The 20,216-nt window shown below is 74.9% G+C and carries 22 protein-coding genes and 1 riboswitch; of the genes, 14 read left to right on the forward strand and 8 right to left on the reverse strand.

What is annotated here, in order from left to right; all coding sequences use genetic code 11:
* Nucleotides 1-7: 7 nt before the first annotated feature.
* The 4 genes from ACIQBJ_RS17240 (at nucleotide 8) to ACIQBJ_RS17255 (ending at nucleotide 3,445) form a co-directional block, all read left to right on the forward strand.
* On the forward strand, nucleotides 8-1,177 hold the full coding sequence (locus ACIQBJ_RS17240; protein ID WP_400710197.1) for an ArsA family ATPase: 1,170 nt from the start codon (nucleotides 8-10) through the stop codon (nucleotides 1,175-1,177).
* A gap of 22 nt (nucleotides 1,178-1,199) precedes the next feature.
* Nucleotides 1,200-1,490 carry a DUF5304 family protein gene (locus ACIQBJ_RS17245; protein WP_400710200.1) on the forward strand — a complete coding sequence of 97 codons (291 nt, stop codon included), beginning with the start codon at nucleotides 1,200-1,202 and terminating at the stop codon, nucleotides 1,488-1,490.
* Nucleotides 1,491-1,687: 197 nt separating this feature from the next.
* On the forward strand, nucleotides 1,688-2,629 hold the full coding sequence (locus ACIQBJ_RS17250) for an ROK family glucokinase (RefSeq protein ID WP_400710203.1): 942 nt from the start codon (nucleotides 1,688-1,690) through the stop codon (nucleotides 2,627-2,629).
* 57 nt (nucleotides 2,630-2,686) lie between these two features.
* A complete protein-coding gene (locus tag ACIQBJ_RS17255) occupies nucleotides 2,687-3,445 on the forward strand; it encodes an endonuclease/exonuclease/phosphatase family protein (protein ID WP_400710206.1) in 759 nt (252 codons plus the stop codon).
* Nucleotides 3,446-3,467: 22 nt separating this feature from the next.
* On the opposite strand, the gene ACIQBJ_RS17260 is transcribed toward ACIQBJ_RS17255, so the two are convergent.
* A complete protein-coding gene (locus ACIQBJ_RS17260) occupies nucleotides 3,468-4,067 on the reverse strand; it encodes a hypothetical protein (protein WP_400710209.1) in 600 nt (199 codons plus the stop codon).
* Nucleotides 4,068-4,077: 10 nt separating this feature from the next.
* The gene (locus tag ACIQBJ_RS17265) at nucleotides 4,078-4,857 is read right to left on the reverse strand and encodes an alpha/beta hydrolase (RefSeq protein WP_400710212.1); all 780 of its coding nucleotides are present in this window, start codon (nucleotides 4,855-4,857) and stop codon (nucleotides 4,078-4,080) included.
* Between the two features lie 176 nt (nucleotides 4,858-5,033).
* On the opposite strand from ACIQBJ_RS17265, the gene ACIQBJ_RS17270 reads away from it, so the two are divergent.
* The 3 genes from ACIQBJ_RS17270 to ACIQBJ_RS17280 all read left to right on the forward strand — a co-directional run bounded on the left by ACIQBJ_RS17270 (nucleotide 5,034) and on the right by ACIQBJ_RS17280 (nucleotide 7,754).
* A complete protein-coding gene (locus ACIQBJ_RS17270; protein ID WP_400711335.1) occupies nucleotides 5,034-5,861 on the forward strand; it encodes a lysophospholipid acyltransferase family protein in 828 nt (275 codons plus the stop codon).
* Between the two features lie 124 nt (nucleotides 5,862-5,985).
* Nucleotides 5,986-7,086 carry a MacS family sensor histidine kinase gene (gene macS / locus ACIQBJ_RS17275; RefSeq protein ID WP_400711338.1) on the forward strand — a complete coding sequence of 367 codons (1,101 nt, stop codon included), beginning with the start codon at nucleotides 5,986-5,988 and terminating at the stop codon, nucleotides 7,084-7,086.
* Nucleotides 7,065-7,754: a response regulator gene (locus ACIQBJ_RS17280; RefSeq protein ID WP_400710215.1), complete on the forward strand. Its 690-nt coding sequence runs from the start codon at nucleotides 7,065-7,067 to the stop codon at nucleotides 7,752-7,754. Before macS ends, ACIQBJ_RS17280 begins: the two co-directional genes overlap by 22 nt.
* A 7-nt stretch (nucleotides 7,755-7,761) precedes the next feature.
* Here the strand turns inward: ACIQBJ_RS17280 and ACIQBJ_RS17285 are convergent, their stop codons facing one another.
* On the reverse strand, nucleotides 7,762-9,705 hold the full coding sequence (locus tag ACIQBJ_RS17285; RefSeq protein ID WP_400710218.1) for an anthranilate synthase family protein: 1,944 nt from the start codon (nucleotides 9,703-9,705) through the stop codon (nucleotides 7,762-7,764).
* A gap of 292 nt (nucleotides 9,706-9,997) precedes the next feature.
* Here ACIQBJ_RS17285 and ACIQBJ_RS17290 point away from each other — a divergent pair, with 292 nt between their 5' ends.
* Complete coding sequence (locus ACIQBJ_RS17290; protein ID WP_400710221.1) at nucleotides 9,998-11,329, forward strand: class II 3-deoxy-7-phosphoheptulonate synthase; 1,332 nt, start codon at nucleotides 9,998-10,000, stop codon at nucleotides 11,327-11,329.
* Between the two features lie 140 nt (nucleotides 11,330-11,469).
* On the forward strand, nucleotides 11,470-11,709 hold the full coding sequence (locus ACIQBJ_RS17295; protein WP_400710224.1) for a bacterioferritin-associated ferredoxin: 240 nt from the start codon (nucleotides 11,470-11,472) through the stop codon (nucleotides 11,707-11,709).
* A 25-nt stretch (nucleotides 11,710-11,734) separates the two neighbouring features.
* Here the strand turns inward: ACIQBJ_RS17295 and bfr are convergent, their stop codons facing one another.
* A complete protein-coding gene (bfr, locus tag ACIQBJ_RS17300) occupies nucleotides 11,735-12,217 on the reverse strand; it encodes a bacterioferritin (RefSeq protein ID WP_400710227.1) in 483 nt (160 codons plus the stop codon).
* A 293-nt stretch (nucleotides 12,218-12,510) separates the two neighbouring features.
* Here bfr and ACIQBJ_RS17305 point away from each other — a divergent pair, with 293 nt between their 5' ends.
* A complete protein-coding gene (locus ACIQBJ_RS17305; RefSeq protein WP_400710230.1) occupies nucleotides 12,511-13,149 on the forward strand; it encodes a molybdopterin-dependent oxidoreductase in 639 nt (212 codons plus the stop codon).
* Between the two features lie 15 nt (nucleotides 13,150-13,164).
* Here the strand turns inward: ACIQBJ_RS17305 and pknB are convergent, their stop codons facing one another.
* From pknB to thiO, 4 genes are all read right to left on the reverse strand, one after another.
* Complete coding sequence (gene pknB, locus ACIQBJ_RS17310; RefSeq protein WP_400711341.1) at nucleotides 13,165-14,901, reverse strand: Stk1 family PASTA domain-containing Ser/Thr kinase; 1,737 nt, start codon at nucleotides 14,899-14,901, stop codon at nucleotides 13,165-13,167.
* Nucleotides 14,902-14,943: 42 nt separating this feature from the next.
* Nucleotides 14,944-15,735: a thiazole synthase gene (locus ACIQBJ_RS17315; RefSeq protein WP_400710233.1), complete on the reverse strand. Its 792-nt coding sequence runs from the start codon at nucleotides 15,733-15,735 to the stop codon at nucleotides 14,944-14,946.
* A gap of 3 nt (nucleotides 15,736-15,738) precedes the next feature.
* The gene (gene thiS, locus ACIQBJ_RS17320; protein WP_400710236.1) at nucleotides 15,739-15,948 is read right to left on the reverse strand and encodes a sulfur carrier protein ThiS; all 210 of its coding nucleotides are present in this window, start codon (nucleotides 15,946-15,948) and stop codon (nucleotides 15,739-15,741) included.
* Complete coding sequence (thiO, locus tag ACIQBJ_RS17325; protein ID WP_400710239.1) at nucleotides 15,945-17,129, reverse strand: glycine oxidase ThiO; 1,185 nt, start codon at nucleotides 17,127-17,129, stop codon at nucleotides 15,945-15,947. Before thiO ends, thiS begins: the two co-directional genes overlap by 4 nt.
* Nucleotides 17,098-17,210, reverse strand: a riboswitch (TPP riboswitch). It overlaps the preceding gene by 32 nt.
* 72 nt (nucleotides 17,211-17,282) lie before the next feature.
* On the opposite strand from thiO, the gene ACIQBJ_RS17330 reads away from it, so the two are divergent.
* Genes ACIQBJ_RS17330 through ACIQBJ_RS17345 form a run of 4 tightly spaced genes read left to right on the forward strand, consistent with a single transcriptional unit; the run spans nucleotide 17,283 to nucleotide 20,211 of the window.
* On the forward strand, nucleotides 17,283-18,491 hold the full coding sequence (locus tag ACIQBJ_RS17330; protein ID WP_400710242.1) for an NAD(P)/FAD-dependent oxidoreductase: 1,209 nt from the start codon (nucleotides 17,283-17,285) through the stop codon (nucleotides 18,489-18,491).
* A gap of 17 nt (nucleotides 18,492-18,508) precedes the next feature.
* A complete protein-coding gene (locus ACIQBJ_RS17335) occupies nucleotides 18,509-18,874 on the forward strand; it encodes an Rv2175c family DNA-binding protein (RefSeq protein ID WP_400710245.1) in 366 nt (121 codons plus the stop codon).
* On the forward strand, nucleotides 18,871-19,506 hold the full coding sequence (gene thiE, locus ACIQBJ_RS17340) for a thiamine phosphate synthase (protein WP_400710248.1): 636 nt from the start codon (nucleotides 18,871-18,873) through the stop codon (nucleotides 19,504-19,506). The genes ACIQBJ_RS17335 and thiE overlap by 4 nt, the downstream gene beginning before the upstream one ends.
* Before the next feature lie 45 nt (nucleotides 19,507-19,551).
* Complete coding sequence (locus ACIQBJ_RS17345) at nucleotides 19,552-20,211, forward strand: VanZ family protein (protein WP_400710251.1); 660 nt, start codon at nucleotides 19,552-19,554, stop codon at nucleotides 20,209-20,211.
* Nucleotides 20,212-20,216: the final 5 nt, after the last annotated feature.

Below are 20,216 nucleotides of genomic sequence, written 5' to 3' on the forward strand. Positions count from 1 at the left end.
CGGGCCCGTGGCCACCCGCACCGTACTGGTCAGCGGCCCGGAGTCCGCGAGGATCGCCGCCGCCACCGCCCTGCACCACGCCCGGCGGGGCAGCGACACCCTGCTGCTGGCCGCCGACGACCCGCACCGCGTCCTCGACGACCTGCTCGGCGTCCGGCTCGGCCCCGACGGGGTCGGACCGGAGCCGCACCTGACGGCCGCCCGGCTGGACGAGCAGGCCGCGTTCCGCTCCGCGCTGGACGGCTGCCGGGACCGGATCGCCCCCGCCCTCGACCTGATCGGCGCCCAGCCGCTCGACCCCGAGGAGCTCGCCCCGCTGCCCGGCACCCGGGCCCTCGCCCTGCTGCACGCGCTGCCCCGGGCCAAGGCCGAGGTGCTGGTGGTCGCCGCCCCGCCGCCCGCCGAACTGATCGCCACCCTGGCGCTGCCCGCCCAACTGGAGCGCTACCTGGCCCGGTTGCTGCCCGAGCAGCGGCAGGCCGCCCGGGCGCTGCGCCCGCTGCTGGCCGGGCTGGCCGGCGTCCCGATGCCCACCGACCGGCTGTTCGAGGCCCGGGCCGCGGCCTCCGCCGCGCTGGCCGCCGCCGCTGCCGCGATCACCGCGCCCGGCACCACCGTCCGGCTGGTGCTGGACGCCGCCCGCCCCGCGCCGCGCACGCTGGCCCGGGTCCGGGCCGGGCTCGCGCTGCACGGCCTGCCGCTGGACGCGGTGGTCGCGCACGGCGCGCTGCCGCTCGCCGCGGCCGGTTCGCCGGACCCCTGGCTGGCCGCGACCGCCGCCCGGCAGCAGGAGCAACTCGACGCCGTCGCCGAACAGTTGGGCGACATTCCGGTGCTGACCGCCCGGCAGGGCGACAGCACGCTGGCGGCCCTCGCCGAGCGGCTCTACCCGGACGGGGCCCCGCATCCGCCGGCCCCCGCCGAGCCCCGGGTGGAGGACCGGCTGGCCGCCGAGAACCTGCTGGTCTGGCACCTGCCGCTGCCCGGCGCCGACCGCACCGAGCTCGAACTGCTGCGCCGCGGCGACGAGTTGGTCCTGGGCGTGGGCAGCTACCGGCGGGTGCTGGCACTCCCGTCGGCGCTCCGCCGTTGCACCGTCAGCGGGGCCGGGCTGGCGGACGGGACGCTGTCGGTGCGGTTCACGCCCGACCCCGCGCTGTGGCCGCGCGGCCAGTGAGAGCGACGAACGGGAGCACGACATGAGCACGGAACAGCCCGGCGGGGGCGGCGACTTCGCGCCGCTGGTGGACGAGGTGCGGAAGTTCGCCGCCGCGGTGGGGGTGAAGGCGGTCGAGATCGGCGGCCGGCTGCGCGAGTCCAACCCCGAGGTCTACGGGCACCTCGCGTCGGCCGGCGGGGAGCTGCTGGCCGCGTACCGGGCCGCGGTGGCCGGGCACGAGCGGCGCTGGTCCGGACCCGAACCGACGGAGGCCGAACGGGTGGATCTGGACGGGGCCGGGCCGGGCGCCGACGGAGTGTCCGACAAGTAGTGAAATAAGTGGACCGATGCCGTCACGCTGCGGCTTCATGACATTACCGAACGGTACCGTTGGTATGACTTCTGAAGGCACCATGACCAGTCCGCCGGGAAATGCCTTCGGATAATGTACGCCGGACTGTATACGTGGGCACCCCCGAGCCGGTACCGTCTCCGCTGAGCGGGAACGAGTGAATAGCTGAGGGACACATGGCTCTGACCATCGGCGTGGACGTCGGCGGGACCAAGATCGCAGCAGGCGTCGTCGACGAGTCGGGCGAGATCCTGGCCCGGACCCGGGTGCCCACCCCGGCCGACCCCCAGTGGGCGGTCGACGCGATCGCCCAGGGCGTACGGGACTTGAAGGACCAGTACCCCGACGTCGCGGCCGTCGGCGTCGGCGCCCCCGGCTTCGTCGACAGCGACCGCTCCACCGTGCTGATGGCCCCGAACATCGCCTGGGAGAACGAGCCGCTCAAGCAGCGCGTCGAGGAGCTCACCGGCCTGCCGACCGTCGTCGAGAACGACGCCAACTGCGCCGCCTGGGCCGAGTTCCGGTTCGGCGCGGCCGCCGACTACCAGGACATGGTGCTGATCACCGTCGGCACCGGCATCGGCGGCGGCATCGTCCTCGACGGCCGGCTGCACCGCGGGCGGTTCGGCGTGGCCGGCGAGATCGGCCACCTCAACATGGTCCCCGACGGCCTCGACTGCGGCTGCGGCGGCCACGGCTGCTGGGAGCAGTACGGCTCCGGCCGGTCGCTGCGCCGCTACGGGCGCGAGCGCGCCGCCGCCGACCCGATCGCCGGCAAGCGGATGCTCGAACTCAACGACGGCGTGGCCGAGACCATCCGCGGCATCCACATCACCGAGGCCGCCGAGGAGGGCGACCCGCTGGCGCTCTCCTGCTACGCGGAACTCGCCGACTGGCTCGGCCGCGGCATGGCCGACCTCGCCGCGCTCTTCGACCCGGCCGTCTTCGTCCTCGGCGGCGGCGTCTCCGACTCCGGGAGCCTGCTGCTCGACCCGGTCACCGCGAGCTTCGGCCGCTACCTGACCGGCGGCCCGGCCCGCCCGCGCGCCAACGTCGTGCTGGCGTCCATGGGTTCGGCCTCCGGCATCGCGGGCGCGGCGGACCTCGCCCGGATCTGAGCCACGCCGCGACGAACCGGTGGTTGTCCGCGCGACCACCCTGTTACTGTCGGTCAGGTGACGGACACTGAGGTTGCGCTGGCGTCCTCCGGGGTGGAACCGGACGGGGCGCGGCGGGTGCGGGTGCTGAGCTACAACGTGCGGTCGCTGCGCGACGACCGGGTCGCGCTGGCCCGGGTGATCCGGGCCTGCGACCCCGACGTGGTGTGCGTGCAGGAGTCGCCCCGGTACTGGAAGACCGAGAAGGCGGCGGCCTGGCTGGCGCACAGGACCGGGCTGGTGATCCTGGCCGGCGGCGGCCGGGTCGCGGCCGGGCCGCTGCTGCTCGGCCGGATGCGGGTGGACGTCCTGGAACTGCGCGACACCCTGCTGCCGAAGACCCGCGGACTGCACGCCCGCGGCTTCGCCGGCGCGCTGCTGCGGATCGGCGGCTCCCGCCCGTTCTCGGTGACCAGCTGCCACCTGAGCCTCGAACCCGCCGAGCGGCTGCGGCAGTTCGACCTGCTGCGCCGTCAACTCCGCGACGGCGAGCCGGGGGTGATCGCCGGCGACTTCAACGAGCACCCCGACGGCCCGGGTTGGCGCGCGCTGGCCGAGGAACTGACCGACGCGCACGCGAAGGCTCCCTGGGGCGGGACGTTCACCTCGGTGCCGAAGGAGCCCTACCAGCGGATCGACGGGGTGTTCGCCACCCCGGACGTCGAGGTGCTGGGCTGCGGGGTGCCCTACCCGCTGCCGGGCGTCGCCGAGGCGGACCTGCGGGCGGCCACCGACCACCTGCCGGTGCTGGCCGCGCTGCGCATCCCCGCCCCGTAACACCCGGGCGCGGCCGGGGAGTTCAGACGACCGCGCCGCCGCCCGGGTCCTCCGGCTCGTCCTCGTCGCGGTCCTTCATCCGGGACACCAGGGTGCCGAAGCCGCCGAGGAAGGCCAGGAAGCCCACCCAGGCGGGCCAGCCGGAGACCTCGCGCCAGACCACGGCGTCGAACAGCAGCAGCGCGGGCCCGCCGAGCACGGCCAGCCAGGCGAACTTGGCGGTGGTGTCGGCGGGCGGCAGCGGCGGCGGCTCCGGCGGGACGAAGTGGCCCTCGTCCTCGTCCTCGGCCAGCGAGTAGTTCCGGCCGTCCTCGGGACGTGGCACCGGGCGGGGGGTGAAGTCGCCGAGACCGGCGGGGCCGGGGGCCGGGGGGGCGGGGCGCTCGTTCTGCGCCCGCAGGTTCTCGATCTCCGGCCAGGCCGGGTCGGTGAGGTCGACCGGGTCGTCGAACTGGGCGACCAGCGCGGCGAAGATCGCGTCCTGCTCGGCCTGGCTGCCCGCGGCCGGGCGGCGCGGGGCCGGGGCGGGCGCGGCCTCCGGGGCCTCGGCGGGGGAGTCGGCGGGCGCCGCGCCGTCGCGGGGCAGGTCCTCGTCGTCGTTCGCCTTGCTGGTCTCGTTCACATTCGGCCTTTCAGCCCGAGTGGTTCCCGGCATCGACCGCCGCTGCCGGGGCCAGCCGCCGGACGAAGTCGAGGCTCGCCCCGAAGATCAGACCGGCGTCGTGGTCCAGCGTGGCCACGTGGTAGCTGCGTTCCAGCAGCAGCTCCGTCACATCGGTCGAGGATATCCGGGCGAGCACCGTCGCCGAGTTGCGCGGCGAGACGACGTGGTCCTGCGGACTGTGCAACAGCAGAACCGGCCGGGTGACCGCCGGCATTCCCTCCTGGACGCTCCGCCACAGCCGGGCCAGCGACCAGGCGGCGTGCAGCGGCACCCGGTCGTAGCCGACCTCGACCGCGCCCGGCCGGGCGATGTCGCCGGCCACCCCGGGCAGCGTCGGCAGCAGGTGGCGGAGCACCGGAAGAAGCACCGTCCCGGGGTTGTCGGAACGCACCGAGGGGTTGACGAGCACCAGTCCGGTGATCCGGTCGCCGTGCTTCTCGGCGAGCTTCAGGGTCAGCGCGCAGCCCATCGACAGCGCGCAGACGAAGACCTGCCCGCACTCGGCGGCGAGTTCCTCGAAGGCCGTCTCGACGGTGGCGTACCAGTCCTCCCAGCGGGTCGGCTGGAGGTCCTGCCAGCGGGTGCCGTGACCGGGCAGCAGCGGCACCGAGACCGCGAGCCCGGCGTCGGCCAGGTGCTCGGCCCACGGGCGCATGGACTGCGGGGAACCGGTGAAACCGTGGACCAGCAGCACGCCGACCGGCCCGCCCGGACGGCGGAACGGCTCGGCTCCCGGCAACAGCGGCATGCAGGACTCCTGGAGGTGCGGGCAGGGTGAGGGTGGCTCGATGGTCCCACGGGCACGATGCCCCGTACAGAGGCCCGGTACGGGCGCGCACGGTTCGCCGGTGCACGGGGCGGCGGGCGCAGGCATTACGATCGTCCGGTCCGCACAACAGGAGGCCCCGGTTGTTCTACCGACTGATGAAGATGATCGTCGCACCGCTGCTGCGGATCTTCTTCCGGCCGTGGATGGAGGGCGAGGAGAACATCCCGGACGACGGTCCGGCCATCCTCGCCAGCAACCACCTGTCCTTCTCGGACTCGTTCTTCCTGCCCGCCCTGCTCAAGCGCCGGGTGACGTTCATCGCGAAGGCCGAGTACTTCACCACCCCCGGCCTGAAGGGCCGGCTGACCGCCGCGTTCTTCAAGGGCGTCGGCCAGCTGCCGGTGGACCGCTCGGGCGCCCGCGGCGCCGGCGAGGCGGCGATCCGCAGCGGCATCGCGGTGATCGAGCGCGGCGAGATCTTCGGCGTCTACCCGGAGGGCACCCGCTCGCCCGACGGCAAGCTGTACCGCGGCAAGGTCGGCGGCCTGGCCCGGGTCGCGCTGGCCACCGGCGCCCCGGTGATCCCGGTCGCGATGATCGACACCGAGAAGGTGCAGCCGCCCGGCCAGGTGATGCCCAACTTCGGCGTCCGGCCCGGCATCCGGATCGGCCGCCCGCTGGACTTCTCCCGCTACCAGGGCATGGAGAACGACCGGTTCATCCTGCGCTCGGTCACCGACGAGGTGATGTACGAGATCATGCGGCTGTCCGGCCAGGAGTACGTCGACATCTACGCGACCGCCGCCAAGCGGCAGCTCGCGGAGGAGAAGAAGGTCGCGGACGCCGACCGCAAGGCCCAGCAGAAGGCCGAGAAGGCGGCGGAGAAGGAAGCCGAGAAGGAGGCCGCCGAGAAGGCCGAGAAGGCCGAGAAGGAGGCCGCCACCGGACCGGCGGCGGACCGGCAGAAGGACACCGGGGCCTGATCGGCCGTCAGGGGGCGTGCGGGTGAAGGAGCGTGGAACCGTCGCGGTGCCGGGCCGGGCCCCGGCCCGGGCCGGGGAGCCGGTCGGCGGCCCGGCCGCGCCCGCCGCGGTCGCGGCCGGCGGCATGTCGGTCGAACTGCCGCTGTGGCGCGCCATGGGCTACTTCCGGGTGCTCGCGCTGTCCTACGCGGTGCTGCGCTACCTGGCCTCCTTCCACGAGTTCGCGCACCCGGTCTCCGGCTGGATCTACCTCGGCGCGCTGACGCTGTGGACGCTGGCCTCCACCCGGGCCTTCGCCGGTCCCGACCGGTGCACCTGGCCGGTGCTCGGCACCGACCTGGCGTTCACCCTGACCGGCATCGGGTTGAGCGGCTTCGCCGACACCGCCGCCCGGATCCACGCCGGCGCGCCCACCCTGCCGACCATCTGGGCGGCCGGCACCGTGCTCGGCTTCGCCGGCAAGGGCGGCTGGCGGGCCGCCGCGTTCGCCGGCGGCCTGATCGGCGCCGCCAACATCCTCGGCCACGGCGGCACCACCGCCGACAACGTGCACAACATCGTGCTGCTGCTGGTGGCGGGCTGCGCGATCGGCTACGTCATCGAACTGGCCCGGGCCAGCGAGGCGGTGCTCACCCGGGCGCTCCAGGTGGAGGCCGCCACCCGGGAGCGCGAGCGGCTCTCCCGGGACATCCACGACGGCGTCCTGCAGGTGCTCGCCCTGGTCCACCGCCGGCAGGGCGACGCCGCCGAGCTGGGCCGGCTGGCGGGCGAGCAGGAGCGGGCGCTGCGGGCCCTGATGACCGGCGCCCGGCTGCCCGAGCAGGACGCCGCCGAGGCGGACCTGCGGGCCCTGCTGGCCCGGCACGCCGACGAGCGGATCACCGTCTCCGCGCCCGCCACGCCGGTGCTGCTGCCCGGCCCGGCGGCGGCCGAGCTGGCCGCGGCGGCCGCCGCCGCGCTGGACAACGTCCGCCGGCACGCGGGGGAGGGCGCCCGGGCCTGGGTCCTGGTCGAGGACGAACCGGAGGCGGTCACCGTCTCGGTCCGTGACGACGGCCCCGGCTTCCCGTCCGGGCGGCTCGCCCAGGCGCAGGCCGACGGCCGGCTCGGGGTGGCCCAGTCGATCCGCGGCCGGATGCTCGACCTCGGCGGCACCGCCGAGCTGTACTCGGTGCCCGGGGAGGGCGTCGAGGTGGAACTGCGATGGCCGAGGAGGGGCGCGTGACGGAGGACCTGACCGTCCGGGTGATGGTGGTCGACGACCACCCGATGTGGCGCGAGGGCGTGGCCCGGGACCTGGCCGAGGCCGGGTTCGCGGTGGTCGCCACCGCCGGGGACGGCGAGGAGGCGGTCCGCCGGGCCCGGGCCAGCGGTCCGCAGGTGGTGCTGCTGGACCTCAACCTGCCCGCGCTGCCCGGCGCGGAGGTGTGCCGCCGGGTGGTGGCCGCCGACCCGGCGGTGCGGGTGCTGGTGCTGTCCGCGAGCGGCGAGCACGCCGACGTGCTGGAGGCGGTGAAGGCCGGCGCGACCGGCTACCTGCTGAAGTCGGCCGGCCGGGAGGAGCTGATCGACGCCGTCCGCCGCACCGCGGCCGGCGACCCGGTCTTCACCCCCGGCCTGGCCGGTCTGGTGCTCGGCGAGTTCCGCCGGCTCGCCACCGAGCCCGGCACCCCCGCCCGGCCCGCCGCCCCGCAGCTCACGCCCCGGGAGACCGAGGTGCTGCGACTGGTCGCCAAGGGCCTGTCGTACCGGCAGATCGCCGACCGCCTGGTGCTCTCGCACCGCACCGTGCAGAACCACGTCCAGAACACCCTGGGCAAGCTCCAGCTCCACAACCGGGTGGAGCTGGTGCGCTACGCCATCGAGCAGGGGCTGGACGAGGAACTGGGCTGACGGCCCGTCAGGGCCGGGCGGCCGCGGCGGTGCGCAGCAGGTCGGCGACGATCTGCACGCCCTCGCGGGTGAGCACCGACTCGGGGTGGAACTGGAGGCCGGCGAAGCCCGGGCCGCGCAGGGCGTGCACGTCGCCGGTGGCGGCGTCCCGGGCCAGCTCGACGCCCTCGGCGGCCAGCCGGGCGGCCGCCGCGTCGTCGCAGCGGGCGGTGAAGGTGTTGTAGAAGCCGACGGTCCGCCGGGTGCCGAACAGGTCGATCGCCTCCTGGGCGCCCTGGTACGGCACGGCCTTGCGGGCCAGCTCCAGGCCGAGCTGCGCGGACAGCAGCTGGTGGCCGAGGCAGACCGCGAGCAGCGGCGCGGTGCGGGCCCCGGAGCGGACGGCGGCCAGCGCGTCGGCGGCGATCGGGCGCAGCCGGGCCATCTTGGCGTCGGCCGGGTCGGCGGGGTCGCCGGGGCCGGGGCCGAGCACCAGCGGGCCGGGGTGCGCGGCGACCCGTTCGCGCAGGCCGGGCAGGTCGTGCCGGAGCACCTCGACGGTGTGGCCGAGCGAGCGCAGCAGGTGGCCCAGCATCGCCGTGAAGGTGTCCTCGCCGTCGACCACCAGCACGTGCGCCTCGGCGCCGAGCGGCGCGGCGGGCTGCTGCATCCGCAGCCAGAACGGGGCCAGCCCGGCCCGGCGGGCGTCCAGCGCGGCCTGCACCCGGTGGTCCTCGGCGAGCCGGGGCCGGGGCGCGTTCGCCCCGCCGGGCCGGGCCGGGCGGGCGCCGATCGCGGCCAGCACCCCGGCGGCCTTGGCGTGCGTCTCGGCGACCTCCGCGTACGGGTCGGAGTGCCGGACCAGGGTGGCGCCGACCCGGACCACCAGCGAGCCGTCCGCGGGGTCGATGTCGGCGGTCCGGATGCAGATCGGCGAGTCCAGCTGCTGGCCGCCGCCGGCCGAGCGGCCGATCAGCGCGAGCGCGCCCGAGTAGTAGCCGCGCCCGCCGCGCTCGTACCGGTCGATCACCCGGGTGGCGTTCTGCACCGGGCTGCCGGTGACGGTGGCGGCGAACATCGTCTCCCGGAGCACCTCGCGGACGTCCAGCGAGGTGCGGCCGCGCAGCTCGTACTCGGTGTGCGCGAGGTGCGACATCTCCTTGAGCCGGGGGCCGAGCACCTGCCCGCCGAGGTCGCCGACCGCGCACATCATCTTCAGCTCCTCGTCGACCACCATGGTCAGCTCCTCCAACTCCTTGGGGTCGTGGAGGAATTCGAGCAGCGACCCGGCGGTGGGGCCGGTGGCCGGATAGCGGTAGGTGCCGGAGATCGGGTTCATCACCACGGTGCCGCCGGACTGCCGCACGTGCACCTCCGGGGAGGCGCCGACCAGCACCCGGTCGCCGGCGTGCACCAGGAAGGTCCAGTACGCGCCGCGCTCGTGCTCCAGCAGGCGGCGGAACAGGGTCAGCGCGGTCGCGGTGGAGTACCCGGCCAGCTCGGCCCGGAAGTCGCGCCGGATCACGAAGTTGGCGCCCTCACCGCGCCCGATCTCGTCCTCGATCACCCGCCGGACGATGCCCGCGTACGCGTCGTCGTCGAGGTCGAACTCCCCGCCGCGCAGCTCCACCGGCGCGTCCGGGAGCGCCGCCAGCACCTCGGCCAGCGGCAGCGCGTGCTGTTCCTCGACGGCCAGCGCCCGCAGCGGGGTGCCGTCCTGGCGGGCCGCGAAGCCGCGCTCGCGGATCTGCGCGTACGGGACGAGCGCGAGCAGGTCGTGCCGCGGGCCGCCGGCCGGGACGCCGGCGCGGACCGGCAGGTCGGCCAGGGTGTCGTGGTCGGAGACGGTGCCGAGCAGCAGCTCGACGGTGTCCGGGGCGAGCCGCGGCGCGCGGCGGTGCAGCAGGGCGAAGGCCGGGGCGCCGGGCGCGGTGAGCCGGGCGAGCAGGTCGGCGGTGCGGGTGGTGGTCACGACTGCGGTGTTCCTTCCGGGAGTTGCTGCGGGGGTTCCGCCGGGTCCGGGAGGGCCGTGACGCTGCACACACGCCGACGGCCGCCCCGAGGGGCGGCCGTCGTTCGTCAGCTAGGGACGCGCGATCCGTGGGCCGCCCAACGGGCTGGCCCACCACCAGGAGAAGGTGTGCGGCGCGGTCACGGGGGAGACCCTAGCCCACCCGCGGGCGGCACGGGGAGATGTCCACGACTCGTCTCACCCAGCGGGCGGAAGCCGCAATCCGCTCCACGCACCCCGTAGCCTTGGCCCTGTGACCGTGACTAACCACTCCTGGCAGTCCCTGCCCGCGGCGCAGCAGCCCGAATGGCCGGATCAAGAGGCTCTGCGCAAGACCCTTGCGGAGCTGGCCTCCTATCCGCCGCTCGTCTTCGCCGGCGAGTGCGACCAGCTGCGCGCCCGGCTCGCTGCCGTGGCGCGCGGTGAGGCCTTCCTGCTCCAGGGCGGTGACTGCGCCGAGGCGTTCGACGCCGTGTCGGCCGACCAGATCCGCAACAAGCTGAAGACCCTGCTCCAGATGGCCGCGGTGCTCACCTACGCGGCCTCGGTGCCGGTGGTGAAGGTCGGCCGGATCGCCGGCCAGTACTCCAAGCCGCGCTCGAAGAACACCGAGACCCGGGACGGCGTCACCCTGCCGGTGTACCGCGGCGACTCGGTCAACGGCTTCGAGTTCACCCCCGAGTCCCGCATCCCGGACCCGGAGCGCCTGAAGCGGATGTACAACGCCTCCGCGGCGACGCTCAACCTGGTGCGCGCCTTCACCACCGGCGGCTACGCCGACCTGCGCCAGGTGCACGCCTGGAACCAGGACTTCGTGCGCAACTCCCCGGCGGGGCAGCGCTACGAGCAGCTGGCCCGGGAGATCGACCAGGCGCTGGCCTTCATGAACGCCTGCGGGGTGGCCCCGGAGGAGTTCAGGACGGTCGAGTTCTTCTCCTCGCACGAGGCGCTGATCCTGGACTACGAGACGGCGCTGACCCGCACCGACTCGCGCACCGGCGAGCTGTACGACGTCTCCGGCCACATGGTGTGGATCGGCGAGCGGACCAGGCAGCTCGACCACGCGCACATCGAGTTCGCGTCGAAGATCCGCAACCCGATCGGCGTCAAGCTCGGCCCGACCACCACGGTCGACGACGCGCTGACCCTGATCGACCGGCTCGACCCGGAGCGCGAGCCCGGCCGGCTCACCTTCATCACCCGGATGGGCGCGGGCAAGATCCGCGAGCACCTGCCCACCCTGGTGGAGAAGGTCACCGCGTCCGGCGCCCAGGTGGTGTGGATCACCGACCCGATGCACGGCAACACCTTCGAGGCGTCCAGCGGCCACAAGACCCGCCGCTTCGACGACGTGCTGGACGAGGTCCGGGGCTTCTTCGAGGTGCACCGCGCGCTCGGCACCCACCCGGGCGGCATCCACGTCGAGCTGACCGGCGACGACGTCACCGAGTGCGTCGGCGGCGGCGACGAGGTGCTGGTCGACGACCTGCACCAGCGCTACGAGACGGCCTGCGACCCGCGGCTCAACCGCAGCCAGTCGCTGGACCTGGCCTTCCTGGTCGCCGAGATGTACCGCGGCCAGTGAGGCGCCGGTGACCTGAGGGTCCGATGTGACGAAGGCCCCTCCGCTTCCGGGTGATCCGGGACGGAGGGGCCTTTTTCGTACCCGGAGCAGCAGGTAAGGTAAGGCTCAGTAAACCGCACCAACCGTGGAAGGGGCCGCACATGTACGTGTGCATGTGCCACGCGGTCACCGAGGCCCAGGTCAAGCAGGAGATCGACGCGGGCGCGACCACCCCGCGGCAGATAGCCCAGGGCTGCCGGGCCGGCACCGACTGCGGCTCCTGCGTGCGGCGCATCCAGGCGCTGCTCGGCGAGCACGGCGCCCGCCCCTGCCCGACGGCCCGGCTGGCCGCGCGACTCGGCCTGGCCGAGCCCGACCCGGGCGCCCCGCGGGCCGCCTGACCGGGCTACCCGGCCGCTCCCGGGCTCAGCTGCCCTCGGGCTGTTCGATCAGCTGCGCGATGTACAGCGCCTCGCCGAGCTTCTCCAGCAGTTCCAGCTGGGTGTCGAGGTAGTCGATGTGGTGCTCCTCGTCGGCGAGGATGCCCTCGAAGATGTTCGCCGAGGTGACGTCGTTCTTGGCGCGCATCACCACGATGCCCCGCTTCAGGCGGTCGATCGCCTCGACCTCGACCTGCCGGTCGGCCTCGAACATCTCCTTGACGGTCTGCCCGATCCGGACGTGGAACAGCCGCTGGTAGTTCGGCAGGCCCTCCAGGAAGAGGATCCGGTCGGTCAGCACCTCGGCGTGCTTCATCTCGTCGAAGGACTCGTGCCGGGTGTACTTCGCGAGCTTGGTCCAGCCGAAGTTCTCCTGCATCTTCGCGTGCAGGAAGTACTGGTTGATCGCGGTCAGCTCGGCGGTCAACTGCTCGTTGAGGAACTCGATGACCTCGGGATCGCCCTGCATGGCGTGCCTTCCGTACGGGTAATTTCCGGTGGGTGCCCGGTTGCCCGCATCGTGGCAGTTGAACGGGTGCGCTTCCAGTAAGTTCACGCTTACAGGCGGCACCGGAACGGGTGTTTTTCTCGCCTTCGCACCGCGCTGACCTGCGGTTATTCCTGAAACATTGCGCCATTCGGGGGTATCTGGCCCGAACGCCTGCGCGGATTCGCACCGTGTTGCCCCCCTCCGGTGGAGCGGATTTCCGCGCGGGGCGTGCGGCGGGGGCGCGCGCGGTTCCGCGCCCGCCGTCTGTCACCATGGGGGACATGGGTCAGCACGAATCGGAACCGCCGCCGCCGTCCGATCCGAGGCTCCCCCCGGGCCAGCGCCGACAGCTCGGCTGGCCCGTCCTGCACTACGGCCCGGTGCCCCGGTTCAAACCGCAGAGCTGGGACTTCCAGGTGTTCGGCGCCACCGCCGACGCGGAGAAGACCAGCTGGGACTTCACCGCCTTCCGCACGCTGCCCCGGACCACCGTCCGCGGCGACTTCCACTGCGTCACCAAGTTCTCCATGCTCGACAACGAGTGGAGCGGCGTCGCCGGGCGGACCGTCCTCGACCTGGTGCCGCCCGACCCGGCCGTCACCCACGTGATGGTCTGGGCCGAGTACGGCTACAGCGCCAACCTGCGGCTCGCCGACCTCGCCGACCCGGCCACCGTGTTCGCCACCCACCACGACGGCGAGCCGCTCACCCTCGAACACGGCTTCCCGGTCCGGCTGGTGGTGCCCCGCCTGTACGCCTGGAAGGGCCCCAAGTGGGTGCGCGCCGTCGAGTACATGCGGGCCGACCGGCGCGGTTTCTGGGAGGAACGCGGCTACCACAACCTCGCCGACCCCTGGCACGAGCAGCGCTACTCCTACCAGGAGCAGCCCGGCGAGGGCCCGCTGCGCTGAGGCCCCGCAGGGCGCTCAGAACAGGCTGACGGTGATGGTCACCGCGGACTTCTGCGGGCGCGGCGTCCCCGCCGCCGGGGACTGGCCGGTCACCTTGCCGAGCGGGATCAGGCCGGCCACCTGCGCCGTGAAGCCCTCGGCCTGGAGCGCCTGCACGGCGTCCTCCTTGCTCATGCCGCCGACGTCCGGCACCAGGTGCATGCCCTTGGAGACGGTCAGCGCCACCGGCGAGTTCGGCGACAGCCGCCCGCCCGCCGACGGGTCCGCGGCGATCACCGCGCCCTTCGGCACCGTGTCACTGAACTGCTCCGTGACGGTGCCCGCCGTCAGCCGGGCGTCGGCCAGCGCCTTCGCGGCCTCCGCCTGCGGGCGGCCCGCCAGGTCCGGGACGGCGACCCGCTCCGGGCCCCGGGAGAGCAGCACCCGGACGTCGTCGCTCTTGCGGACCTTCGCGCCCACCCCCGGGTCGGTCGAGATCACCTGCCCGGCCTGCACCGACTCGCTGAACTGCTCGCTGAACGCCCCGTGCAGCCCCTGCCGGTCGAGGATCGCGGACGCCTGCTCCCGGCTCTGCCCCAGCACGCTCGGCACCGTCGCGTACACCGCGCTCGACAGCGTGTACGTCACCCCGCCGACCACCAGCAGCAGCGCCGCCAGCACCGCCGACCAGATCAGCGGCTTGCGCCCGCGCGGCGGCCGGGCGGCCCGGCGCGCGGCCCGGCGGCCCGGGGCGGCCTCCGCCGGCGGGCGGGGCGGCAGCAGCAGCTCCGGCGGGACGTCCAGCACGCTGGTGCGCTCCAGGCCGCCCGGGGCCGGGATCACCGCCGTCGCCTCGCCCGGGTTGAACAGCGGGGTCGGCCGGTTCGAGGCGGGCGGCTCCGCGTCCAATTGCGCGGCGGACAGCGCCCGGCGGGCCCGCTGCAGCGCGGCCAGCAGCTCCACCGCGTCCCACGGCCGGGCCAGCGGGTCGCGGGCGGTCGCCGCCGCCACTATCGCGTCCAGCTCCGGGCCCACCGCGGGCGCGGTCCGCGAGGGCGGCGGGACGTCCTCGTGCAGGTGGCGGTACATCACCTGGGCGGCGTTCTCGCCGGTGTGCGGCTTCGCGCCGGTCAGCGTCTCGTACAGCAGGATGCCGGCCGCGTACACGTCCACCCGCTGGTCGGTGTCCGCGTCCTGGCGGATCTGCTCCGGCGCCAAGTACGAGACGCTGCCCAGCAGTTGGCCGGCCTGGGTGGTGCTGGACCCGCTGTCCTGGCCGGTCAGCAGCCGGACCAGGCCGAAGTCGGCGACCTTCACCAGGCCGTTGTCGGTGATCAGCACGTTCTCCGGCTTCACGTCCCGGTGCACCAGCCCGGCCCGGTGCGCCGCGCCCAGCGCCGCCAGCACCGGCTCCAGCACGTCCAGCGCGGCCCGCACCGACAGCGCCCCGCGGTCGTGCAGCACGTCCCGCAGGTTCCGGCCGGGGACGTACTCCATCGCCATGAACACCGCGTGCGGGTCCGCGCCCTGGTCCAGCACGTTCACCACGTTCGGGTGGGCCAGGCGGGCGACCGCCTTCGCCTCCCGGATGAAACGGGCCGTGAAGTCGGCGTCCCCCACCAGCGAGGGGTGCATCACCTTCAGCGCGACCGTCCGGTCCAGCCGGGTGTCCGTCCCCCGGTACACCGTCGACATGCCACCGACGGCGATCCGCTGCTCGACCCGGTACCGGCCGTCCAGCAGCACGCCGTACAGGGGATCGTCGATGGTCATGTCCACCAGAGGAGTGTAGGGGGCGGGCGGTTCGGCGGGGGGTCAGAAGGCGGGGCGCTCGCGGGTGTCGGCGAGGCCGCCGGTGGGGGAGGACGCCTCGGCGTAGTAGCGGCGGGGGATCCGGCCGGCCCGGTGGGCGAGCCGGCCGGCCTCGACGGCGTGGCGCATCGCCCCCGCCATCAGGACCGGCTCCTGGGCCCGGGTGACGGCGGACGCCAGCATCACCGCCGAGCAGCCCAGCTCCATCGCCAGGGCGACGTCGCTGGCGGTGCCCGCACCCGCGTCCAGCACCACCGGGACGCCCGCGGCCTCCACGATCAGCTGGAAGTTGTGCGGGTTGCGGATGCCCAGGCCGGAGCCGATCGGCGAGCCCAGCGGCATGATCGCCGCGCAGCCGACGTCCTCCAGCTTCCGGGCCAGCACCGGGTCGTCGTTGGTGTACGGCAGCACGGTGAAGCCGTCGTCCACCAGGGTCTCGGCGGCGTCCAGCAGCTCGATCGGGTCGGGCAGCAGGGTCCGCTCGTCGGCGATCACCTCCAGCTTGACCCAGTCGGTGCCGAGCGCCTCGCGGGCCAACCGGGCGGTCAGCACGGCCTCGCCTGCGGTGTAGCAGCCCGCCGTGTTCGGCAGCACCCGGATGCGGTTGCGGGCCAGCACGTCCAGTACCGAGCCCCGGGTGGCGGTGTCGACCCGGCGCATCGCCACCGTGGTCAGCTCGGTGCCGGAGGCCAGCAGGGCCTGCTCCAGCACGTCCAGGCTCGGCGCGCCGCCGGTGCCCATGATCAGGCGGGAGCCGAACGCGGTGCCGGCGATGGTGAGCACGTCGTCCGCCATCGGTCAGCCCCCCTGGACGGCGGTGAGGATCTCGACCCGGTCGCCCGCGCCGAGCACCGTGGCGGCCCACGAACCGCGGGGCACCACCGCCTCGTTGACGGCGGCGGCGATCCCGGTGGGGGCGGCCGACACCTCGGCGACCACGGTGTCGAGGGTGGTGGCGGCGGGCACCGTGCGGGGCGCGCCGTTGACGGTCAGGGTGATGCGGTTCATGCGGGGACCTCGGTGCGGAAGCGGCGGGGGGTGAAGTCGGCGGCCAGGGCGGGCAGTTCGCCGGTGGCCAGGTAGTCGGCGAGCAGGTCGGCGGTGACCGGGGTGAGCAGCACGCCGTTGCGGTAGTGCCCGGTGGCGGCGGCCAGCCCGGGCAGCGCGGTCGGGCCGAGCAGCGGCGCGTTGTCGGGGGAGCCCGGCCGCAGCCCCGCGCCCGTCTCCACCAGCTCCAACTCGGTGATGCCGGGCACCAGTTCGTGGGCGTCCCGGAGCAGCTCGTACACCCCGCCGGCCGTCACGGTGGTGTCGTGGCCCTGCTCCTCGGTGGTCGCGCCGACCACCAGTTCGCCGTCGGCGCGCGGCACCAGGTAGATGTGCTGCCCGCGCACCACCGCGCGGACGTTGCGGGACAGGAACGGCGCGTACCGGGGCGGCACGCGCAGCCGCAGCACCTGGCCCTTGACCGGGCGGATCGCCGGCAGCACCCCGTCCGGCAGGCCCGGCAGCAGGTGGCTGCGCGGGCCCGCGGCCAGCACCGTGCACCCGGCGGACAGCTCCGCGCCGGTCGACAGCCGGACGCCGGTGGCCCGGGCCGCGCCCGGGTGCCCACCGGTCAGCAACTCGGCGGCCGCGGCCCGGTGGAAGACCACCCCGAGCCGCTCGCAGGCCGCCACCAGCGCCGCGGCCAGCCGGCGGCCGTCCACCTGGTGGTCGTCGGCGACGTGCAGGCCGCCGCGCACCCCCGGCGCCAGCATCGGCTCCAGCCGGCGGCACTCGCGGCCGGTCAGCCACTCCGAGGACAGGCCCAACCGGGCCTGGAAGGCGTGCAGTTCGCGCAGCTCGGCCCGGTCGTCGGCGTCCAGCGCGACCGCCAGCGTGCCGGTCGCCCGGTAGCCGGTGTCCAGCCCCGTCAGCTCGGTCAGCTCGGCCGTGAACGCCGCGTACCGCTCGTTGGACGCCACCCCCAGCCGCAGCAACGGCTCCTCGCCGTACTGCAGTTCGGTCACCGGGGCGAGCATGCCCGCGGCGACCCGCACCGCCCCGCCGCCCGGCGACGGGTCCACCACCGCCACCGACAGGCCGCGCTGCGCGGTCCGCCAGGCCACGCCCAGACCGATGATCCCCCCGCCGACCACGAGCACGTCGGAATGTGCCACAGCGGCTTCTTCTCCCTTCGCCGGCATGACCCGGATCAGGTTCGGACGGTCGCGGGCCGCCGCAGCCCGCCTCTCAGCCCGGTGCGCCGGGCTCCCGTGATCAAGTGACTCCCCTCCACCTTAACGCCGCGCCGATTCCGCCCCGAAGACGCCTGCCCGCGGCGGACCCCGCTCGGTAGGGTGGACGCCGTGGCTGAGCTGAGGACAACGGACCGGGCCGTCGTGGTCGGGGCGGGCATGGCGGGCGCGCAGGCCGCGCTCAACCTCCGGCAGGGCGGCTGGCGGGGCCCGATCGCCCTGCTCGGCGACGAACCCCACCCGCCCTACGACCGCCCCCCGCTCTCCAAGGACGTCCTGCTCGGCAAGGCCGACCGGACCACCTTCGAGATCGACTGGGCCGGACTGGACGTCGACCTCCTCGCCGACCGCCGCGCCACCGGCCTCGACGACGGCGTCCTGCGCACCGACCGCGGCGAACTGCGCTACGACGCCCTGGTGATCGCCACCGGCGCCGGACCGCGCACCCTCCCCGGCCTGCCCGCCGCCCGCACCCTGCGCACCGTCGATGACGCCCTCGCGCTGCGCGCCGCGCTCACCCCCGGCCGCCGGATCGTGCTGGTCGGCGCGGGCTGGATCGGCGCCGAGACCGCCACCGTCGCCCGCGCCCTCGGCTGCGAGGTCACCGTCGTCGAGGCCGCCGCCACCCCGCTGCCCGGCGCGCTGCCCGCCGAACTCGGCGCCCTGATGGCCGACTGGTACGCCGCCGCCGGCGTCGACCTGCGCCGCGGCGCCACCGTCGCCGGGGCCGCCGACGGCGGGGTGCTGCTCGCCGACGGCACCCACCTGCCCGCCGACGAGGTCGTGGTCGGCGTCGGCGCCCGCCCCGCCACCGACTGGCTGGCCGGCGGCCCGCTCGCCCTCGACCCCGGGGGCACCGTCCCCGTCGACGACCGGCTGCGCACCGCGCTGCCCGGCGTCTGGGCGGCCGGCGACTGCGTCTCCTACCCGTCCGCCCGGTTCGGCACCCGGCTCGCCGTCCAGCACTGGGACCACGCCCTGCACTCCGGCGGGGCCGTCGCCGCCTCGGTCCTCGGCACCCTGGACGCCCCCTACGACCCCGTCCCGTACTTCTGGTCCGAGCAGTTCGGCCGCACCGTCCAGTACGCCGGCCGGCACGCCGGGGCCGACCACCTGCTCTGGCGCGGCTCCCCGTCCGACCCCGCCTGGACGGTGCTCTGGCTGCGCGACGTCGCGCTCGTCGCGCTCCTCGCCGTCGACCGCCCCCGCGACCTCGCCCAGGGCCGCCGGCTGGTCGAGCGCGCCACGGTGCTCGACCCGGCCCGCGCCGCCGACCCGGCCGTCCCGCTGAAGGCGGCCGCCGCCCAGTAGCTGGGTAGGCTGGGGCCGTGAGCACGATTGATCCCAAGACTGACGCCCTGGTCCCCGCGTGGGTGTACCTGCCCGACATCGCCGAGCGGTGGGGGGTGGTGATCACCGAGATCCGCGACATGGTGCGCGCCCGCACCCTGCTGGCCGTCCGGCGCGGCGCGAACAACTCCCTGCAGGTCCCCGCCGACTTCATCGAGGACGACGGCCCGGTCAAGCACCTGGTCAGCACCCTCACGGTGCTCCGCGACTGCGGCTTCTCCGACGAGGAGATCCTGGAGTGGATGTTCACCGAGGACGAGTCCCTCCCCGGCACCCCCATCCAGGCCCTGCGGGAGAACCGCGGCACCGAGGTCAAGCGCCGCGCCCAGGCCCTGGCCCTGTGACGGCCCGTCGGCGACTGGCGGACGCCCGGCTCTACCTCTGCACCGACGCCCGCCGGGAGCAGGGCGACCTGCCCGAGTTCCTGGACGCGGTGCTGGCGGGCGGCGTCGACATCGTCCAGCTCCGCGACAAGGGCCTGGAGGCCAAGCAGGAGCTGGCGCACCTGGAGGTGTTCGCGGACGCGGCCCGGCGGCACGGCAAGCTGCTCGCCGTCAACGACCGGGCCGACGTCGCGTACGGCGCCCGGCCCGACGTGCTGCACCTCGGCCAGGACGACCTGCCGGTGCCCGTCGCCCGCCGCATCCTCGGCGAGGACGTGCTGATCGGGCGCTCCTGCCACGCCGAGGACGAGGTCGACACCGCGCTCGCCGAACCCGGCGTCGACTACTTCTGCACCGGCCCGGTCTGGCCCACCCCCACCAAGCCCGGCCGCCACGCGCCCGGGCTCGACCTGGTCCGGTACGCCGCCGCGGCCCGGCCCGAGCGCCCCTGGTTCGCCATCGGCGGCATCGACCTCGGCAACCTCCAGCAGGTCCTGGACGCGGGTGCGAGCCGGGTCGTGGTGGTCCGCGCGATCACCGCCGCCGAGGACCCGGGCGCGGCCGCCGCCGCACTGGCCCGCCGACTGCGGTAGCCCCGGCCGGGAACCGGGCGGCCCGGGTTCGCACTCCGTGCGGGCATGGAGTCCACCGCACCCGCCGCCCGGCGCGCCCGCCGGGCCGCCCTGCTCGTGCCCGCGCTGCTCGGCGCGGCCGCCGTCGCGTTCCTCGCCCAGCGGCCGCTCGGCCGCCGCGCCGGGTGGCACGGCTGGGTCGGCACCGTCAACGGCGTCGTCTTCCTGACCGCGGCGGCGCTGCCGGTGGCCGCCCTGGCGGTGTGGGCGCTGGCCGCGCGGCGGCGGGCGGCCGGGGTCGGGCCCGGGTGGGCGCGGCGGTCGGCGCTGGCCGAGGTCGGCATGGTCTACGGGACGCTGCCCTGGGTGTGGATGATCCTGCTGCCCGGCGCCGACCCGGGCGGTCCGCGCCGCCGGGTCAACCTGGTGCCGCTGCACGACATCGCGGAGATCGTCGGCGCCGGACCGCCCGCCACCGCGGTGGCGCAGATCGTCGGCAACATGCTGGTCTTCGCCGCGCTCGGCTTCTTCGCCCCGGTGCGGTTCACCGCACTGGCCTCCGTGCGCCGGGTGCTGCTGCTCGGCGCGGCCTGCTCGGTGCTGGTGGAGACCGCCCAGTACGTGCTGCGGCTGGACCGGGTCTCCTCGGTCGACGACGTGCTGCTGAACGCGGGCGGGGCGGCGCTGGCCGCGCTGGCCGCCCGCCGGTGGCGCCGCCCGGCCTGACGCCC

Source organism: Kitasatospora sp. NPDC088391, from assembly GCF_044753345.1.
Lineage (GTDB): Bacteria > Actinomycetota > Actinomycetes > Streptomycetales > Streptomycetaceae > Kitasatospora.

What these genes read in the sequence shown, in the direction of transcription:
- ACIQBJ_RS17245 (WP_400710200.1), top strand. Translation starts at nt 1,200, where the DNA reads ATGAGCACGGAACAGCCCGGCGGGGGCGGCGACTTCGCGCCGCTGGTG.
- ACIQBJ_RS17280 (WP_400710215.1), top strand. Translation starts at nt 7,065, where the DNA reads ATGGCCGAGGAGGGGCGCGTGACGGAGGACCTGACCGTCCGGGTGATG.
- ACIQBJ_RS17270 (WP_400711335.1), top strand. Translation starts at nt 5,034, where the DNA reads ATGAAGATGATCGTCGCACCGCTGCTGCGGATCTTCTTCCGGCCGTGG.
- ACIQBJ_RS17265 (WP_400710212.1), bottom strand. Translation starts at nt 4,857, where the DNA reads ATGCCGCTGTTGCCGGGAGCCGAGCCGTTCCGCCGTCCGGGCGGGCCG.
- pknB (WP_400711341.1), bottom strand. Translation starts at nt 14,901, where the DNA reads ATGACCATCGACGATCCCCTGTACGGCGTGCTGCTGGACGGCCGGTAC.
- thiO (WP_400710239.1), bottom strand. Translation starts at nt 17,129, where the DNA reads ATGCCGGCGAAGGGAGAAGAAGCCGCTGTGGCACATTCCGACGTGCTC.
- ACIQBJ_RS17315 (WP_400710233.1), bottom strand. Translation starts at nt 15,735, where the DNA reads ATGGCGGACGACGTGCTCACCATCGCCGGCACCGCGTTCGGCTCCCGC.
- thiS (WP_400710236.1), bottom strand. Translation starts at nt 15,948, where the DNA reads ATGAACCGCATCACCCTGACCGTCAACGGCGCGCCCCGCACGGTGCCC.
- ACIQBJ_RS17295 (WP_400710224.1), top strand. Translation starts at nt 11,470, where the DNA reads ATGTACGTGTGCATGTGCCACGCGGTCACCGAGGCCCAGGTCAAGCAG.
- macS (WP_400711338.1), top strand. Translation starts at nt 5,986, where the DNA reads ATGTCGGTCGAACTGCCGCTGTGGCGCGCCATGGGCTACTTCCGGGTG.
- ACIQBJ_RS17305 (WP_400710230.1), top strand. Translation starts at nt 12,511, where the DNA reads ATGGGGGACATGGGTCAGCACGAATCGGAACCGCCGCCGCCGTCCGAT.
- bfr (WP_400710227.1), bottom strand. Translation starts at nt 12,217, where the DNA reads ATGCAGGGCGATCCCGAGGTCATCGAGTTCCTCAACGAGCAGTTGACC.
- ACIQBJ_RS17250 (WP_400710203.1), top strand. Translation starts at nt 1,688, where the DNA reads ATGGCTCTGACCATCGGCGTGGACGTCGGCGGGACCAAGATCGCAGCA.
- ACIQBJ_RS17345 (WP_400710251.1), top strand. Translation starts at nt 19,552, where the DNA reads ATGGAGTCCACCGCACCCGCCGCCCGGCGCGCCCGCCGGGCCGCCCTG.